This window comes from Enterobacter sp. Res13-Sevr-PEC09-46, from assembly GCF_015672585.1.
Lineage (GTDB): Bacteria > Pseudomonadota > Gammaproteobacteria > Enterobacterales > Enterobacteriaceae > Enterobacter > Enterobacter hormaechei_C.
Genome location: NZ_JADABR010000026.1, coordinates 35,827 through 52,318 on the forward strand (window position 1 = coordinate 35,827; position 16,492 = coordinate 52,318).

Consider the following 16,492-nt stretch of genomic DNA (forward strand, 5'->3'; position numbering starts at 1 on the left):
AAAAAGCCGGGTGGCGGCTTCGCCTTACCCGGCCTACGATTTAGCGGAACATATAGGCCGGGTAAGCGTTAGCGCCACCCGGCTTTAGCATCACTCGCCCTGCGTCGAACTCTCAATCGTCAAACGCACATCCGCGGTAATCAGCTCTGCCAGCATCTGGTAAACCTTCATCGTCTCTTCCGGCTCGGCATCGCCCGTATCGCTAATGTACCCTTCGTCGCGCAGCGTCAGCACCAGGGAGCTGAATACCGCTTTGTCGAAGAATTCCGGGGCGTTAATGCCATGCAGAACGGAAAGGCGCTGGGCCAGCGTCCGGCTCTCTTTTTCCAGCGTACCGCGGTTGATGGACGGATTTGCACTCAGCAACCAGAAGGTAATGGCGTAGCGCTGCAACGTCTCACGCGCACCGGAAGCCAGAAGCTGCAAGGTACGGGAACGTGACGGATTGATATGCAGTTCATCATCACTGATGGTAATCAGCCCCTGACGATGCATCTCTGCCGTCATTTTATCGAGCTCTGCCGCCAGTTCATCCTTACTCCAGCGCAGGAACAGCTCCGCTTTCAGCATTGGGTAGATGGCCTGAATATGGCGCAGCAGCTCCTGACGCGAAATACGGCGGTGCTGGGTAATAATGGCCGCCATCAGCGACGGCAGCATCAGCATGTGCGTGATGTTATTGCGGTAGTAGGTCATCAGCACGGCCTGCTCGCGCGGCAGAATGATGATGTCACCAATCGTATCTTTCTCGACTTCGAACTTGTTCATCTGCAACGCGTGATCGATCAGCTCGCTGGCGGTGGCAGACGGCACGGTCGAATCAACGGAATACGGCACGTTGCGCATGATATCCAGGTAGCAGTCAATCTGCTCGGTCAGCTGTTCGCGGGTCAGTGAACGCTGGCGGGAGGCCAGAAGCGCAGTACAACACAGGTTCATGGCGTTTGCCGCACCAGCATTGTTGATGCGTACCATCAGCTCGGATGCAATGCCGTTGACCGTTGGCGTCAGCCAGGCCGGACGTACCGCTTCGATAGGATCGATAGACTCGCGCCACTCCGGAACATGATGGTTCAGATATGTCATCAGCGGCAGGGGCTCGCCAAAGTTCACGTAGCCCTGGCCGAGGTTGCGCAGTTTACTCAGCCCACGCAGCATCTGCGGCAGACTCTCTTTCTCTTTGGTTGCACCGCGCAGCTCTTTCGCGTAGGTGCCCACTTCCATCACGTGTTCATAACCGATGTAAATAGGCACCAGCGTGATAGGACGCGTACCGCCACGCAGCATGGCCTGAATGGTCATCGACAGCGTGCCGGTCTTCGGATCGAGCAGACGACCGGTACGCGAGCGACCGCCTTCAACAAAGTACTCCACGGAATAACCGCGGCTGAACAGCTCGCCCAGATACTCCCTGAAGACGGTGGAGTAAAGCTTGTTACCCTTAAAGGTACGACGAATAAAGAACGCACCCAGACGGCGGAAAATCGGGCCTGCTGGCCAGAAGTTCAGGTTGATACCGGCAGCAATATGCGGCGGCACCAGCCCCTGGTGATAGAGCACGTAAGAGAGCAACAGGTAGTCCATGTGGCTGCGGTGGCAGGGCACATAGACAATCTCGTGGCCGTCGTGCGCTAACTGACGTACGCGCTCGGCGTTGTGGACGTTAATCCCCTGATAGAGGCGGTTCCACGTGAAGCCAAGGATACGGTCAGAGAGGCGAATCATCTCGTAGGAGAAATTCGCGGCGATCTCTTCCATCAGCGCTATCGCGTTCTGCTGCGCTTTCTCGTGCGAAATTTTCTTGCTGCGCGCTTCGTCTTCTACGGCACGGGCAATCGCTTTGGAAGCCAGCAGCTTGTTGAACAGATCCTGACGTGCCGGGAGACGTGGTCCAACGGCCGCCAGACGCTGACGTGCAAAGTGCATACGCGCAACGCGCGCCAGCTTTTGCGCAATGATTTTGTCAGTGCCGTGTTCATCCGCCATGCGGCGCAGTGAAACGGAAGGTGAGAAGCGGACAAAGCTGTCGCGTCCCAGCCAGGAGACGGCGAAGAACTTCTGAATGCCGTTGAGCATACGCAGCGGCGGGTTCTCTTCCCCTTTTTCGCGCCCCGGACGACGGCCAAACATCACCGACACCGGCACCATCTGCACGTCCAGATCGGGGTTGCTGCGGTGCAGATCGAGGTAATCATGGAACAGCTTAATGGACTCTTCTTTCGGCGTGTAATAGGTGAACACGCGCGGCCCGCCATGGATGAACACGTAGCGCGGCAGCAGCGTACCGTCGACTTCCAGCGGTTCAAGCGGGTCAGGTAAATCGTGCGCCAGACATTGAGCGCGAAGCGTCAGCAGGTCTGCCTTCGAGTTATAAGGCAAAACGTACATAATAGGGCGCGACGTATCGAGCCCTAATTCCAGCGCAGGTTCTGCTGGGATAGACTTACTTTTTACCAGGACGCTTAATGGTAAATTAAGTAATTTGTAGTAAATTCGTGGCCAGCCGGACATAAACGATGTAAAGCCTCTGGTTAATAATGCAATTGCGGCGCAAGGATAACAGAAAGCGCGCAAAATTTCTGTTGTTACCCGTCATACTTCAGGTTGCAGCAAAACGCGCTGCGGCTTTAGTTACAGACGCTATTTATCATAAAAGGTTCTTTTAATGGCCAATAATACCACTGGGTTAACTCGAATCATTAAAGCTGCCGGTTATTCATGGAAAGGTTTCCGCGCGGCATGGGTTAATGAAGCCGCTTTCCGCCAGGAAGCGGTTGCCGCAATCGTTGCCGTTGTCATCGCCTGCTTCCTTGATGTTGATGCTATCACCCGCGTACTGCTCATCGGATCTGTCCTTCTGGTGATGATAGTGGAAATTCTGAATAGCGCTATTGAGGCCGTTGTTGACCGAATCGGGTCGGAATTCCATGAACTGTCTGGCCGGGCGAAAGACATGGGTTCCGCTGCCGTACTGCTGGCGATTATCACTGCGGCGATCACCTGGGTCACGCTGCTTTGGTCGCATTTCCGATGAGCCTCGAGGAATAATTAAGTCCCTGGTTTTTTGTGCAGTTTTTGGTTCCAAAATCGCCTTTGACTGTATATACTCACAGCATAACTGTATATACACCCAGGGGGCGGTATGAAAGCGTTAACGACCAGGCAGCAAGAGGTGTTTGATCTCATTCGGGATCATATCGGCCAGACGGGTATGCCACCCACGCGTGCAGAAATTGCGCAGCGTCTGGGCTTCCGTTCTCCTAATGCTGCCGAAGAGCACCTTAAAGCGCTGGCGCGTAAGGGCGTGATTGAGATTGTTTCCGGCGCCTCACGCGGCATTCGTCTGCTTGTGGAAGAAGAGAGCGGTATTCCGCTGGTGGGCCGCGTTGCCGCAGGTGAACCTCTGCTGGCGCAGCAGCACATCGAAGGGCACTATCAGGTTGACCCAGGCATGTTCAAGCCGAGCGCCGATTTCCTGCTGCGCGTTAGCGGAATGTCCATGAAAGATATCGGTATTCTGGATGGCGATCTGCTGGCGGTACACAAAACGCAGGATGTGCGTAACGGGCAAGTCGTGGTGGCGCGCATTGATGATGAAGTGACGGTTAAGCGCCTGAAAAAACAAGGCAATACCGTGCAGCTTCTGCCTGAAAATAATGAATTCTCCCCGATTGTGGTGGATCTCCGCGAGCAGAGCTTCTCTATTGAAGGGCTGGCGGTCGGCGTTATCCGCAACGGTGAATGGCTGTAATCTCTTCCTGACAGGCTGTAGTTCCTCTACAGCCTGGCCTGTTTTCTGATTCCGGTAATTTCCATGGCATTGCTAACTTCTGCCGATAAGGCGTTGTGGCGTCTTGCGCTACCGATGATTTTTTCCAATATTACCGTTCCTCTGCTGGGGCTGGTGGATACGGCGGTTATCGGGCATCTCGATTCGCCGATTTATCTCGGCGGCGTCGCGATCGGCGCAACGGCGACCAGCTTCCTCTTTATGCTGCTGCTTTTTCTGCGCATGAGTACGACAGGCCTGACGGCCCAGGCGTATGGTGCAAAAGATCCTCTGCGTCTGGCGCGTGCGCTGGTTCAGCCGCTCATTCTGGCATTCGGTGCTGGCGCGTTAATCGTTCTGTTGCGTACGCCGCTGATTGATCTTGCGCTCCATATTGTAGGCGGCAGCGATGCCGTACTGGAACAGGCCCGGCGGTTCCTCGAAATTCGCTGGCTCAGCGCGCCCGCTTCACTGGCAAACCTGGTCCTGCTGGGCTGGCTGCTGGGCGTGCAGTACGCCCGCGCGCCGGTGATCCTGCTGGTGGTGGGCAACCTGCTTAACATTGTGCTCGATCTCTGGCTGGTGATGGGGCTGCACATGAACGTCCGGGGCGCGGCGCTGGCCACGGCGATTGCCGAGTACGGTACGCTGCTGATCGGTTTGGGGATGGTCTGGCGCGTGCTGGCGATGCGCGGTATCACCCTGGATCTGCTGAAATCGGCCTGGCGCGGCAACATCCGTAAGCTGCTGGCGCTTAATCGCGACATCATGCTCCGTTCGCTTCTGCTGCAACTCTGCTTTGGTGCATTAACCGTTTTTGGTGCGCGTCTTGGGCCTGAGATCGTTGCCGTCAACGCAGTGCTTATGACATTACTGACCTTTACCGCTTACGCGCTGGATGGTTTTGCTTACGCCGTGGAGGCGCATTCAGGGCAGGCCTATGGCGCGCGTGAAAGCGGCCAGTTACGCGAAGTCTGGCGTGCTGCCTGTCGTCAGGCGGGCCTGGTGGCGCTGGTCTTTGCTCTGGTATACGCCTGTTTTGGTGGGCATATTGTCGCGTTACTCACCTCGTTGCCCGCGCTACGTGAGCTGGCCGATCGCTACATCCTCTGGCAGGTAGTATTACCGGTGGTGGGCGTGTGGTGCTATTTGCTGGACGGCATGTTTATTGGTGCGACGCGAGGGGCGGAGATGCGCAACAGCATGGCCGTCGCGGCGGCGGGGTTCGGCCTGACGCTGCTAACCCTGCCGTATCTCGGCAATCATGGTCTGTGGCTGGCGCTGGCGGTGTTTCTCTCACTGCGTGGCCTTTCGCTGGCCGTTATCTGGCATCGTCACTGGCGAAACAATACCTGGTTTCCAGCCCCGCACGATATATCGTAACGGTTAAAGATTCCGAATATAAAAACAACTGCCGAATCCTTAACTACAATAATAATCACGTCCAGCAGAAAAGAACGAAGCGGACGATACTCATAGACGCTTAACACGAGGACACGATTATGAATAAAGACGAAATCGGCGGCAACTGGAAGCAATTCAAAGGTAAAGCGAAAGAACAGTGGGGTAAGCTGACAGATGACGATATGACCGTCATTGAAGGTAAGCGCGATCAGCTGGTAGGTAAAATCCAGGAGCGCTACGGTTACGAAAAAGATCAGGCGGAAAATGAAGTCAAAGACTGGGAAACCCGTAACGACTACCGCTGGTAACCGGCACTATCCCCAAGGGCGGCCCTGAGCCGCCTTTTTCTTCGGCTTTAACGCGGCTTTTTCTTCACCAGGATAGAGTGATCGTGCTGACAGGCATCCTGATGGCGGCATGACTCCACCTCCACGCAGGCAGAACATAAGCCGTGGGCTTCAATCACGTTATGGCGCAGCGCAAAGCCCATTCTGGCTGCCAGCGTATGCATAATATCTTCCACACCTTCCGCACACTCTTCCTTCACCACACCACAGCGATCGCAGATAAACATGGCGGACGTGTGAGTTGGCTGGTCAAAAAGATGGCACAGCACATAGCTGTTTGTTGATTCCACTTTATGCACAAACCCTTGCTCCAGCAGAAAATCCAGCGCCCGATAAACGGTCGGCGGTTTTGCCTGCGGCTCGCTTTCACGCAGCAGATCGAGCAGATCGTAGGCGCTGATGGCGCCCTGTTGCAGGCTCATCAGACGCAGTACCTCAAGGCGCTGCGGGGTCAGGCGCACATTGCGTTGCGCGCACAGCTTTTCAGCTTGCGCTAACAGCTCTTTTGTGGACTTGTCCATCGGGCACCTCGGATATGGTAAGGGGTGAAAACATTCACTTTATCATGTTCTGCTAAAAACACCGAGATCCGCCAGGCTGTGCTATACCTGACGCATCGCAAATCAGGAGATCGCAAAATGAAAAGACCTGACTGTATTCGGCACTGGCGGGACGTGGAAGGCGCTGATGACGCAACGTATCCTGACAGTAACGAACGTTTTTCTGTTGGCGCGCCGCTGGCCCGCAGGCTGGGTCTCGGCCGCATTGGTATTCACCATGAACGGCTGCCGCCCGGACGCCGTACGTCTTATCCGCATGCGGAAAGCGACGAAGAGGAGTTTGTTTACGTTCTGGAGGGTTACCCTGAGGCCTGGATCAATGGCTATTTATGGAAGCTCGAACCCGGAGACAGCGTGGGATTTCCAGCCGGGACGGGCGTGTGTCACACCTTTATCAACAATACCGATGAAGAGGTGCGCCTACTGGTGGTGGGTGAGGCTAATAAAAAACATAACCGCATCTACTATCCGCTCAATCCGGTGTATGCCGCGACGCGCGAAGACCGCTGGGTCGACCATCCGCCTCAGTTTTTTGGGCCGCACGATGGAAAACCTGGGCGAAAATAATTTCCTCTTCTATAAATATTGATGGTCGTCACATATTACAACAGGCCGGGATGGAATTTAACTTAAGGAAATAGCGGGTCTTTTTGCACTTATTCACAGCAATAGTTCGTTCCTGTTTGGGTGATAACAGACAGGGTTAACTAATAACAAACTATTTACGAGCACACTGTGAAAAAACATTTTAAATTTTCGATGGTTAGCATCGCTGTCTCCTTTTTTATGGCAAATCAGGCGGGAGCAGCCAATACCTGGACGGAAGCGCGTAGCGACGCAATGGGCGGAACGGGTGTCGCGGCAGGGAGCTATGGCAGCGGGGCGTTAATCAACCCCGCGTTACTGGCAAAATCTAAGCCCGAGGATGATGTGACGGTTATTTTGCCGTCCGTTGGCGTACAAGTGACCGATGAAGACAATCTTCAGGACGAGATTGATACCATTAATGACAAAATCAATCATTACAAGGATGTGGTTGATAGTCTGTCCCCCATTGAAGTTATCACCAATCCATTAGGTTCGATCAATCAGTTCCAGGGCGCAGCGAAAGATCTCGCTGATGAACTGGACTACCTGAAAGGCAAGACCGCACACGCCACCGCTGGGGCGGGGATTGCCGTCAGTATCCCTAACGATGTTCTTTCCGTGGCCTTTATGGCAAAAGGCTATGCCCATGGCCGGGTCAGCTCTTCAATCGATCAGCAGGACATTGATTATCTGCGCGGTATACAACGAAGCGATGCGGTGGCTGCCGGTGTGGCGCTGGATGCCGCGCTAAACGGCACCGATCAGATCACCAAAAACCTTAACTCTACGGCGTCTGGTCGGGCGGCGATTGTATCCGACTACGGTATTGCGGTGGCCCGTCAGTTCGATCTTGGCGGCGTTCCGGTTTCCGTTGGCGTCACGCCGAAGCTGCAAAAAACCTGGCTCTATAACTACACCACCTCAATCTACGATTACGACAGTAATAAGTGGAACGACAGCCGCTACCGTACCGACGACACTGGCTTCAACGTCGATGCCGGTATTGCTGCTGATTTTGGTGAAAACTGGACGGTCGGCGTGAGCGGGCAAAACCTGATGTCGCGCGATATCGATACCAAAGATATCCGCATTCGCAATGGGCGCACGGGAGAGGTGGTGAGTTATAAAGACACCTATCAGATCCGTCCGCTGGTCACTGCCGGTGCCGCCTGGCACAACGATCTGGTCACGTTGACCGCAGACGGCGATCTGACCGAAACCAAGGGCTTTAAAAGCGAAGACACCTCCCAGTACGTTGGCGTTGGTGCCGAAGTCACGCCACTGAGCTGGCTGGCAGTACGCGCCGGTTATCGTGCGGATATGAAAGGGAACGACAGCAACGTCTTTACCGGCGGTGTCGGTTTCGCGCCGTTCAACTCCGTCCACGTTGACCTGATGGGGCTTTATGGCGAAGACGAGACCTGGGGCGCAGGGGCACAGTTGAGCATGACGTTCTAAAGTACACCGGAGGCGCTGCGCCTCCGGCTTTTCTTTGTGCTATAGTAGCGCCCCTTTTCCACCAGATGCTTAAAACTTCGCCATGTCGTCAGAACTCCAGACCGCTTTCCCTGCACACCGTTTCTCCATTGCGCCAATGCTCGACTGGACGGACAGACACTGCCGCTATTTCCTGCGTCAGCTCTCCCGCCATACGCTGCTGTACACCGAAATGGTCACTACCGGCGCAATTATTCACGGCAAGGGCGATTATCTGGCGTACAGCGAAGAGGAGCATCCGGTTGCGCTGCAACTGGGTGGCAGCGATCCGGCTGCGCTGGCGCAGTGCGCGAAGCTGGCTGAAGAACGCGGCTATGACGAGATTAACCTCAACGTCGGTTGCCCGTCCGACCGTGTGCAAAACGGTATGTTCGGCGCGTGTCTGATGGGTAATGCACATCTGGTGGCGGACTGTATCAAAGCGATGCGCGACGTCGTCTCTATCCCGGTTACGGTCAAAACCCGTATCGGCATAGACGACCAGGACAGCTACGAGTTTCTGTGTGATTTCATCAACACCGTATCAGGGAAGGGTGAATGCGAGATGTTTATCATCCACGCCCGTAAAGCCTGGCTCTCTGGCCTCAGCCCGAAAGAAAACCGCGAGATCCCGCCGCTGGACTACCCGCGCGTGTACCAGCTAAAACGCGACTTCCCGCACCTGACCATGTCGATCAACGGCGGTATAACGTCGCTGGACGAGGCCAAAGCGCATCTCGAACATATGGATGGCGTGATGGTCGGACGCGAGGCGTATCAGAATCCGGGTATTCTGGCGACGGTTGACCGGGAAATCTTTGGCGTTGACGGTGCTGACACCGATCCCGTGGCAGTAGTGCGCGCCATGTATCCGTACATTGAGCGCGAGCTGAGTCATGGTACGTATCTGGGCCACATTACCCGCCATATGCTTGGCCTGTTCCAGGGCATTCCTGGCGCGCGGCAGTGGCGTCGTTATCTCAGCGAAAACGCGCATAAGGCCGGTGCGGATATTGAGGTCCTTGAACACGCGCTGCGTCTGGTTGCGGATAAACGTTAAATTTCGCTAAAAGATGGTCAAATACGCCACGCCCTGCAACACATTGCGGGGCGTTTTGCTTTCAGAACAACGACTTATTTTTGGCATGTTTCTTGTAACGATCGCAGCATCATTCGGGAACTCGTGGGAGAGCACCATGCTGGAACTACTTTTTGTGATTGGCTTCTTTATCATGCTGATGGTCACGGGCGTATCGCTGCTCGGTATCCTGGCCGCGCTCGTCGTGGCCACGGTGGTGATGTTTGTCGGCGGTTTATTTGCCCTGACGATTAAACTCTTGCCGTGGTTACTTCTGGCGATTGCGGTGGTATGGGCGATACGGGCGATTAAATCACCAAAACTGCCCACTTATCAGCGTAATAACCGCTTCCGTTACTAAGGTATTGAGGGGTACGTCACATACCTGCAACTTTTCCGGCAGCAATCCTTAGAACAGAATAGGATTTACTTATCGAATCTGTCACTATGGCTGTCGCTAAAGAATTCATCGAGCTGTACCCTACATACAGCCGAACTAAAAAAAGAAAGGGCTTCCCACGGGAAGCCCAATTTCTTTTTATGGCTCAGGGAATTAACAGACTTGATCCCTGCGTTGCCCGGCTCTCCAGCACCTCATGCGCGCGCTGCGCATCGGTCAGCGGATATTTCTGCGCCTCAGCCACATCCACTTTAATTACCCCACTGGCGATCAGCGAGAACAGCTCGTTGCTGGCTTCCTCAAGTTCTTCCCGGTTGGTGATGTAACCTTGCAGGGAAGGGCGAGTGACGTACAGCGACCCTTTCTGATTCAGAATGCCCAGGTTGACGCCGGTGACTGCCCCGGAGGCGTTTCCGAAGCTCACCATTAGCCCGCGACGTTGCAGGCAGTCCAGCGAAGATTCCCAGGTGTCTTTCCCCACCGAGTCATACACCACGCGGACCTTTTTGCCGCCAGTGATCTCTTTCAGCCGCTCAACGATGCTCTCTTCCCGGTAGTTGATCACATGCCATGCGCCCGCGTCCAGCGCGCGCTGCGCTTTTTGCGCGCTGCCTGTGGTGCCGATCAGCTTCGCGCCCAGGGCTTTCGCCCACTGGCAGGCAATCAGCCCCACGCCACCTGCGGCTGCGTGAAACAGGAATTGCTCGTCAGGCTTAATTTCGTAGGTTTTGCGCAGCAGATAATAGACCGTCAGCCCTTTCAGGAATGAGGCGGCAGCCTGCTCGAAGCCGATCGCATTTGGCAGAAGCGCCGCTTTCTCGGCCGGAACGTTATGGATGGAGCTGTAAGCGCCCAGCGCCGACTGCGCGTACACCACGCGATCGCCTTCCTTAATGTGCTTAACCGCGCTGCCCACTTTGCTGACGATACCGGCCGCCTCAGTTCCCAGTCCGCTCGGCATCGACGGAGGCGGATAGAGGCCGCCGCGAATATAGGTATCGATGTAGTTAATGCCGATCGCTTTGTTTTCCACCTGGATTTCGTTCTCGCCAGGCGCAGCGGGGGTAAATTCCACCGCTTTGAGTACGTCAGGGCCACCATGCTTGTGAAATTCAATACGTGTTGCCATGCTTCCTCCAGAATGTGGTAATCTTTCGACCCACTCTTTATCTCGGTAACTCCATTCACTATGGCAGGAAACAAACCCTTCAACAAACAGACTGAACCTCGTGAGCGTGATTATCAGGTCGCCGGGTTAAAAGTCCCGCCGCACTCGATTGAAGCGGAACAGTCGGTGTTGGGCGGTTTAATGCTGGATAACGAACGCTGGGACGACGTCGCCGAGCGCGTTGTCGCGGAAGACTTCTATACCCGCCCGCACCGCCACATCTTTACGGAAATGGCGCGTTTGCAGGAGTCGGGCAGCCCTATCGACCTGATTACGCTCGCAGAATCGCTGGAGCGTCTGGGACAGCTCGACAGCGTCGGCGGATTTGCCTATCTGGCAGAACTGTCAAAAAACACGCCAAGTGCCGCGAACATCAGCGCTTACGCTGATATCGTTCGTGAACGTGCCGTTGTCCGCGAGATGATCTCGGTGGCGAATGAGATCGCCGAGGCCGGTTTCGATCCCCAGGGGCGCACCAGCGAAGATCTGCTCGACCTGGCGGAATCCCGCGTCTTTAAAATCGCCGAAAGCCGTGCGAACAAAGACGAAGGCCCGAAAAATATCGCCGATGTGCTCGACGCCACGGTTGCGCGTATTGAGCAGCTTTTCCAGCAGCCGCACGATGGCGTGACGGGGGTGAACACCGGTTATGACGATCTCAACAAGAAAACGGCAGGTCTTCAGCCATCGGATTTGATTATCGTCGCGGCGCGTCCGTCGATGGGTAAAACGACATTTGCGATGAACCTCGTCGAAAACGCGGCGATGTTGCAGGATAAGCCGGTGCTTATCTTCAGTCTTGAGATGCCCTCTGAACAGATCATGATGCGTTCTCTGGCGTCCCTGTCGCGTGTGGATCAGACCCGCATCCGTACCGGTCAGCTGGACGATGAGGACTGGGCGCGGATCTCCGGTACCATGGGGATTTTGCTGGAAAAACGGAACATCTATATCGATGACTCCTCCGGCCTGACGCCGACGGAAGTGCGTTCCCGCGCGCGCCGTATCGCCCGTGAACACGGTGGCATCGGCCTTATCATGATCGACTACCTTCAGCTGATGCGCGTTCCGTCGCTTTCCGACAATCGTACGCTGGAGATTGCCGAGATTTCCCGCTCGCTCAAGGCGTTAGCCAAAGAGCTGCACGTGCCGGTGGTGGCGCTATCGCAGCTTAACCGCTCTCTGGAACAACGTGCAGACAAGCGCCCGGTCAACTCCGACCTGCGTGAATCCGGCTCCATCGAGCAGGATGCCGACTTAATCATGTTCATCTACCGTGATGAGGTTTATCACGAGAACAGCGATCTGAAAGGGATCGCCGAAATTATTATTGGTAAGCAACGTAACGGCCCCATCGGTACGGTACGTCTGACCTTTAACGGCCAGTGGTCGCGTTTCGACAACTATGCCGGTCCTCAATATGATGATGAGTAATTTCTAAGGAATTCAAATGCAAGCGGCAACTGTTGTTATTAACCGCCGCGCTCTGCGACACAACCTGCAACGTCTGCGAGAACTGGCGCCCGCCAGTAAGCTCGTTGCAGTCGTGAAAGCGAACGCTTACGGACACGGTCTTCTTGAGACCGCGCGAACGCTCCCCGATGCCGACGCTTTTGGCGTCGCCCGTCTCGAAGAAGCTCTCCGCCTGCGCGCAGGTGGAATTACGCAACCGATACTGCTCCTGGAAGGCTTTTTTGAAGCCTCGGACCTGCCGACCATTGCCGATCAGCACCTGCACACGGCGGTGCATAACGAAGAACAGCTGGCCGCGCTGGAAACGGCTGAACTGAGCGAGCCGGTCACCGTCTGGATGAAGCTCGACACGGGCATGCACCGTCTGGGCGTGCGGCCGGAAAGCGCGGAGGCGTTTTATCAGCGTCTGAGTCAGTGCAAAAATGTGCGTCAGCCAGTGAATATCGTCAGCCACTTTGCCCGCGCCGATGAGCCTGAATGCGGCGCAACGGAACAGCAGCTTGATATCTTCAACACCTTCTGCGAAGGCAAACCGGGGATGCGCTCCATTGCGGCGTCCGGCGGGATCCTGCTATGGCCGCAGTCGCACTTCGACTGGGCGCGTCCGGGCATCATTCTTTATGGCGTTTCGCCGCTGGAGAACAAACCCTGGGGTCCGGACTTTGGCTTTAAGCCGGTTATGTCGCTGGTTTCAAAGCTGATTGCCGTGCGTGAGCACAAAGCGGGAGAGCCGGTGGGTTACGGCGGCACCTGGACCAGCGAGCACGACACGCGTCTTGGCGTGGTGGCGATGGGCTACGGCGACGGCTATCCCCGCGCCGCGCCAACGGGGACGCCGGTGCTGGTCAATGGACGCGAAGTCAAGATTGTCGGTCGCGTGGCGATGGACATGATTTGTGTTGATCTTGGGCCCGACGCGCAGGATAAAGCGGGGGACGATGCGGTGATGTGGGGTGAAGGCCTGCCGGTAGAGCGTATTGCTGAAATAACAAAAGTGAGTGCTTACGAACTTATCACGCGCCTTACCTCAAGGGTCGCAATGAAATACGTCGACTAAGCATGAGCGGGATGCGATGCATCCCGCTTCTGTTAACATCCCCTCGATCTTCTTCCGCTTCCGGTTTATTGTTGAATTCCCTGCCTCATAATAATCCGGAGAACATCGCGTGTTTCAGAAAGTAGACGCCTACGCCGGCGACCCTATCCTCTCCTTGATGGAGCGTTTCAAAGAAGATCCTCGCAGCGACAAAGTGAACCTCAGCATTGGTCTTTACTACAACGAAGACGGCATCATTCCTCAGTTGAAAGCCGTTGCCGAAGCTGAAGCGCGTCTGAACGCAACCCCGCACGGTGCTTCGCTTTATCTGCCGATGGAAGGATTAAACACCTACCGCAACACTATCGCGCCGCTGCTGTTTGGTGCGGACCACGCGGTGCTCGCGCAAAAGCGCGTGGCGACTATCCAGACGCTGGGTGGCTCGGGTGCGCTAAAGGTAGGCGCAGATTTCCTGAAAAAGTACTTCCCGGATTCCGGCGTGTGGGTCAGCGACCCGACGTGGGAAAACCACGTTGCGATCTTCGAGGGCGCGGGCTTTAAGGTGGCGACCTATCCGTGGTTCGACAGCGAAACCAACGGCGTGCGCGTTGATGCGCTGCTGGAAAAACTGAACACCCTGCCGGAGCGCAGTATCGTATTGCTGCATCCGTGCTGCCATAATCCGACCGGTGCGGACCTCACCAATGCCCAGTGGGATGCGGTGATCGAGATACTGAAGGCGCGTAACCTGATCCCGTTCCTCGACATCGCCTATCAGGGCTTTGGCGCGGGCATGGAGGAAGACGCCTACGCCATTCGCGCGATTGCCAGCGCGGGGCTTCCCGCTCTGGTCAGCAACTCGTTCTCAAAAATCTTCTCCCTGTACGGCGAGCGCGTTGGCGGCCTGTCCGTGGTGTGTGAAGACGCCGAAGCCGCGGGACGCGTACTCGGTCAGCTGAAAGCGACGGTCCGCCGTATCTACTCCAGCCCGCCGAACTTTGGTGCGCAGGTGGTGGCGACAGTTCTCGGTGACGAAACGCTGAAAGCGTCCTGGCTTGCGGAAGTGGAAGCGATGCGTAAGCGCATCCTGTCGATGCGTCAGGAGCTGGTTAACGTCCTGAAAGAGGCCGTGCCTGGGCATAACTTTGATTATCTTCTCAAGCAACGCGGGATGTTCAGCTACACCGGACTGAGCGCAGCGCAGGTCGATCGCCTGCGCGAAGAGTTCGGTGTCTACCTGATCGCCAGCGGCCGTATGTGCGTGGCGGGTCTGAATGCCAGCAACGTCCAGCGCGTGGCGCAGGCGTTTGCATCCGTAATGTAAGCATTCACTTACTTGCATACTGTATGTAGGCCGGGTAAGGCGTAGCCGCCACCCGGCTTTTTTGTTCGCGCCGGTGCCAGTCATTGCCCGGTGGCGCTTCGCTTCCCGGACCTACACGTTTCTTCTGCGCTTTGTGATCGTCTTCTTTTTATTCAGCTCCATAAGTAAAAACTCCTTTCCTTCCCCTACCGCTGGGGTTATGGTCGGATAGTTTTTTGACCATCCGCTCAAAATAAAAAGATAACAAACTGAATATTCAGGGGAAAATATGCGCAAGATCACACTGGCGCTCAGCGCCGCCTGCTTATTGTTCTCGCTTAATAGCGCCGTTGTTGCACGGGCTTCTGCACCCACGCCGCTTTACACCGGCACTACCGCCGCCATTCTTGCCGAACAGGCTCCCATTCACTGGGTTTCAGTGGCACAAATCGAAAATAGCCTGACGGGTCGCCCGCCGATAGCCGTGGGCTTCGATATTGACGATACCGTTCTCTTCTCCAGCCCCGGTTTCTGGCGCGGTAAAAAAACGTACTCCCCGGACAGCGAAGCCTATCTGAAAAACCCGGAATTCTGGGAAAAGATGAACAACGGCTGGGATGAGTTCAGTATCCCGAAAGAGGTTGCCCGCGCGCTGATCGCCATGCACGTAAAGCGCGGCGACAGCATTTACTTCGTGACCGGACGTAGCCAGACCAAAACCGAAACCGTCTCGAAAACGCTACAGGATGATTTCCTGATCCCGGCGGCCAGCATGAACCCGGTCATTTTTGCCGGGGACCAGGAAGGGCAAAACACCAAAACCCAGTGGCTGGAAAAGAAAAATATCAAAGTGTTCTACGGGGATTCAGATAACGACATCACCGCGGCGCAAGACGTGGGAGCCAGAGGCATCAGGGTGTTACGCGCCTCGAACTCCACCTACCGACCGCTGCCGATGGCCGGAAAATTTGGTGAAGAGGTGATTGTTAACTCTGAATACTGATGTATTAACGGCGGGGTGAATGCTTTTTTAAGCAAATCTCGCTGCGCGGGTTTTACCTTTCGCTTTCTTGCTGCACACTTAGAAAGATTCACCTTTCATAATGGAGCAGCACATGTGGTATCAACAGACCCTGACCTTAAGCGCAAAACCACGCGGATTTCACCTTGTGACGGACGAAGTCATCGGGCAAATCCGCGACCTGTCGCGCGTCAAAACGGGTTTGCTGCATCTGCTGCTTCAGCACACGTCTGCTTCTCTCACGCTCAATGAAAATTGCGATCCCACCGTCCGGTCCGACATGGAGCACCATTTTCTGAAGAGCGTCCCGGACAACGCGCCTTATGAGCATGACTATGAGGGGGCGGACGATATGCCTTCGCATATTAAATCCTCCCTGCTGGGCGTCTCGCTGATGCTGCCGGTCCACAACGGACGGCTACAGCTGGGAACGTGGCAGGGGATCTGGCTGGGAGAACATCGCATTCACGGTGGTTCGCGTAAAATTATCGCAACGCTACAAGGGGAATAAAGATGACAATTTCGGAGATACTTCAGTACTGCATGAGCAAGCCGGGTGCGGAACAAAGCGTTCACAGCGACTGGAAAGCCACGCAGATCAAAGTGGGTGATGTGCTGTTCGCGATGGTGAAAGAGGTGGATGCGCGGCCTGCGGCATCACTGAAAACCAGTCCGGAACTGGCCGACTTACTGCGCCAGCAGCACGATGATGTCAGGCCAAGTAAGCATCTGAATAAAGCGCACTGGAGTACGGTGTTTCTCGACGGCTCGCTGCCAGATTCGCAAATTTACTACCTGGTGGATGCGTCGTATCTACAGGCGGTTGAACTGCTGCCGGAAACGATCCGACAGCAGCTCTCCGTGTGACG

At 55.5% G+C, this 16,492-nt stretch carries 17 protein-coding genes; 14 read left to right on the plus strand and 3 right to left on the minus strand.

Going from position 1 to position 16,492, the window contains the following annotated elements:
- Positions 1 to 90: 90 nt before the first annotated feature.
- A complete protein-coding gene (gene plsB / locus IMQ56_RS17360) occupies positions 91 to 2,511 on the minus strand; it encodes a glycerol-3-phosphate 1-O-acyltransferase PlsB (RefSeq protein ID WP_003860322.1) in 2,421 nt (806 codons plus the stop codon).
- 154 nt (positions 2,512 to 2,665) lie between these two features.
- Between plsB and IMQ56_RS17365 the strand changes: the two genes are divergently transcribed.
- From IMQ56_RS17365 to IMQ56_RS17380, 4 genes are all read left to right on the plus strand, one after another.
- The gene (locus IMQ56_RS17365; protein ID WP_017382619.1) at positions 2,666 to 3,034 is read left to right on the plus strand and encodes a diacylglycerol kinase; all 369 of its coding nucleotides are present in this window, start codon (positions 2,666 to 2,668) and stop codon (positions 3,032 to 3,034) included.
- Between the two features lie 108 nt (positions 3,035 to 3,142).
- A complete protein-coding gene (lexA, locus tag IMQ56_RS17370) occupies positions 3,143 to 3,751 on the plus strand; it encodes a transcriptional repressor LexA (RefSeq protein WP_003860318.1) in 609 nt (202 codons plus the stop codon).
- Positions 3,752 to 3,814: 63 nt separating this feature from the next.
- Positions 3,815 to 5,152 (plus strand): MATE family efflux transporter DinF, encoded by a 1,338-nt coding sequence (dinF, locus tag IMQ56_RS17375; protein ID WP_023302925.1) that lies wholly within the window; start codon positions 3,815 to 3,817, stop codon positions 5,150 to 5,152.
- Positions 5,153 to 5,271: 119 nt separating this feature from the next.
- Positions 5,272 to 5,481, plus strand: a complete 210-nt coding sequence (locus IMQ56_RS17380; protein ID WP_003860314.1) for a CsbD family protein — start codon at positions 5,272 to 5,274, stop codon at positions 5,479 to 5,481.
- A gap of 47 nt (positions 5,482 to 5,528) precedes the next feature.
- On the opposite strand, the gene zur is transcribed toward IMQ56_RS17380, so the two are convergent.
- Positions 5,529 to 6,041, minus strand: a complete 513-nt coding sequence (zur, locus tag IMQ56_RS17385; RefSeq protein WP_006810484.1) for a zinc uptake transcriptional repressor Zur — start codon at positions 6,039 to 6,041, stop codon at positions 5,529 to 5,531.
- 117 nt (positions 6,042 to 6,158) lie between these two features.
- Between zur and IMQ56_RS17390 the strand changes: the two genes are divergently transcribed.
- The 4 genes from IMQ56_RS17390 to pspG all read left to right on the plus strand — a co-directional run bounded on the left by IMQ56_RS17390 (position 6,159) and on the right by pspG (position 9,583).
- Complete coding sequence (locus IMQ56_RS17390; protein ID WP_017382621.1) at positions 6,159 to 6,647, plus strand: cupin domain-containing protein; 489 nt, start codon at positions 6,159 to 6,161, stop codon at positions 6,645 to 6,647.
- A gap of 168 nt (positions 6,648 to 6,815) precedes the next feature.
- Complete coding sequence (gene traF, locus IMQ56_RS17395) at positions 6,816 to 8,126, plus strand: conjugal transfer protein TraF (RefSeq protein WP_196064105.1); 1,311 nt, start codon at positions 6,816 to 6,818, stop codon at positions 8,124 to 8,126.
- A gap of 82 nt (positions 8,127 to 8,208) precedes the next feature.
- Positions 8,209 to 9,204 carry a tRNA dihydrouridine(20/20a) synthase DusA gene (dusA, locus tag IMQ56_RS17400; RefSeq protein WP_023295762.1) on the plus strand — a complete coding sequence of 332 codons (996 nt, stop codon included), beginning with the start codon at positions 8,209 to 8,211 and terminating at the stop codon, positions 9,202 to 9,204.
- A 136-nt stretch (positions 9,205 to 9,340) separates the two neighbouring features.
- Positions 9,341 to 9,583, plus strand: a complete 243-nt coding sequence (gene pspG / locus IMQ56_RS17405) for an envelope stress response protein PspG (RefSeq protein WP_017382623.1) — start codon at positions 9,341 to 9,343, stop codon at positions 9,581 to 9,583.
- A 184-nt stretch (positions 9,584 to 9,767) separates the two neighbouring features.
- Here pspG and IMQ56_RS17410 read toward each other — a convergent pair whose 3' ends face one another.
- Complete coding sequence (locus tag IMQ56_RS17410) at positions 9,768 to 10,751, minus strand: quinone oxidoreductase (RefSeq protein WP_045327699.1); 984 nt, start codon at positions 10,749 to 10,751, stop codon at positions 9,768 to 9,770.
- Positions 10,752 to 10,811: 60 nt separating this feature from the next.
- On the opposite strand from IMQ56_RS17410, the gene dnaB reads away from it, so the two are divergent.
- The 6 genes from dnaB (at position 10,812) to IMQ56_RS17440 (ending at position 16,490) form a co-directional block, all read left to right on the plus strand.
- Positions 10,812 to 12,224, plus strand: coding sequence for a replicative DNA helicase (gene dnaB / locus IMQ56_RS17415; RefSeq protein ID WP_003860298.1), 1,413 nt, complete (start codon positions 10,812 to 10,814; stop codon positions 12,222 to 12,224).
- 16 nt (positions 12,225 to 12,240) lie between these two features.
- A complete protein-coding gene (gene alr / locus IMQ56_RS17420; protein WP_015570183.1) occupies positions 12,241 to 13,320 on the plus strand; it encodes an alanine racemase in 1,080 nt (359 codons plus the stop codon).
- 109 nt (positions 13,321 to 13,429) lie between these two features.
- Complete coding sequence (gene tyrB, locus IMQ56_RS17425) at positions 13,430 to 14,623, plus strand: aromatic amino acid transaminase (protein WP_017382625.1); 1,194 nt, start codon at positions 13,430 to 13,432, stop codon at positions 14,621 to 14,623.
- Positions 14,624 to 14,891: 268 nt separating this feature from the next.
- Positions 14,892 to 15,605 (plus strand): acid phosphatase AphA, encoded by a 714-nt coding sequence (gene aphA, locus IMQ56_RS17430; RefSeq protein ID WP_017382626.1) that lies wholly within the window; start codon positions 14,892 to 14,894, stop codon positions 15,603 to 15,605.
- Positions 15,606 to 15,717: 112 nt separating this feature from the next.
- Positions 15,718 to 16,134: a secondary thiamine-phosphate synthase enzyme YjbQ gene (locus tag IMQ56_RS17435; protein WP_017382627.1), complete on the plus strand. Its 417-nt coding sequence runs from the start codon at positions 15,718 to 15,720 to the stop codon at positions 16,132 to 16,134.
- A 2-nt stretch (positions 16,135 to 16,136) separates the two neighbouring features.
- Positions 16,137 to 16,490, plus strand: a complete 354-nt coding sequence (locus IMQ56_RS17440; protein ID WP_017382628.1) for an MmcQ/YjbR family DNA-binding protein — start codon at positions 16,137 to 16,139, stop codon at positions 16,488 to 16,490.
- Positions 16,491 to 16,492: the final 2 nt, after the last annotated feature.